The organism is Salmonella sp. SAL4457 (assembly GCF_046548235.1).
GTDB classification, from domain to species: Bacteria; Pseudomonadota; Gammaproteobacteria; order Enterobacterales; family Enterobacteriaceae; genus Salmonella; species Salmonella enterica.
Genome location: NZ_JBGDZO010000369.1, coordinates 1 through 278 on the forward strand (window position 1 = coordinate 1; position 278 = coordinate 278).

1 protein-coding gene is annotated in these 278 nt (G+C 67.3%); it reads right to left on the reverse strand.

Features of this window, described 5'->3' with window-relative positions:
* Positions 1-43 precede the first annotated feature (43 nt).
* Positions 44-278, reverse strand: a 235-nt coding sequence (locus ACLJNW_RS24680; RefSeq protein WP_410961284.1) for a hypothetical protein, incomplete at its 5' end; no start/stop codon positions are given.

Sequence of the window (278 nt, forward strand, 5' to 3'; positions counted from 1 at the left end):
GCCTATGTCTATTCGCTGCGCGCGCTGGAAGCCTACGACCAGTTCAAAAAGTGAGGCCGTACAGGCGCTGCAGGTAGAACAGCAACCCCAGCCAGGCCACCAGGGCCAGCCAGCCCAGCCCCAGCAGGCCCTTGCGCAGCAGCGTCGAGGGCCTGCCATGGAGCAGGTCGACCAGGCTCAGCACGCCGCCGAGCCCCAGCAGGCCGAGCAGCGCCTGGGTGTACTGGGCGAAACTCGGCGACAACGCCTCGTCGCCGTGGGCGGCATAGTTGTACAGG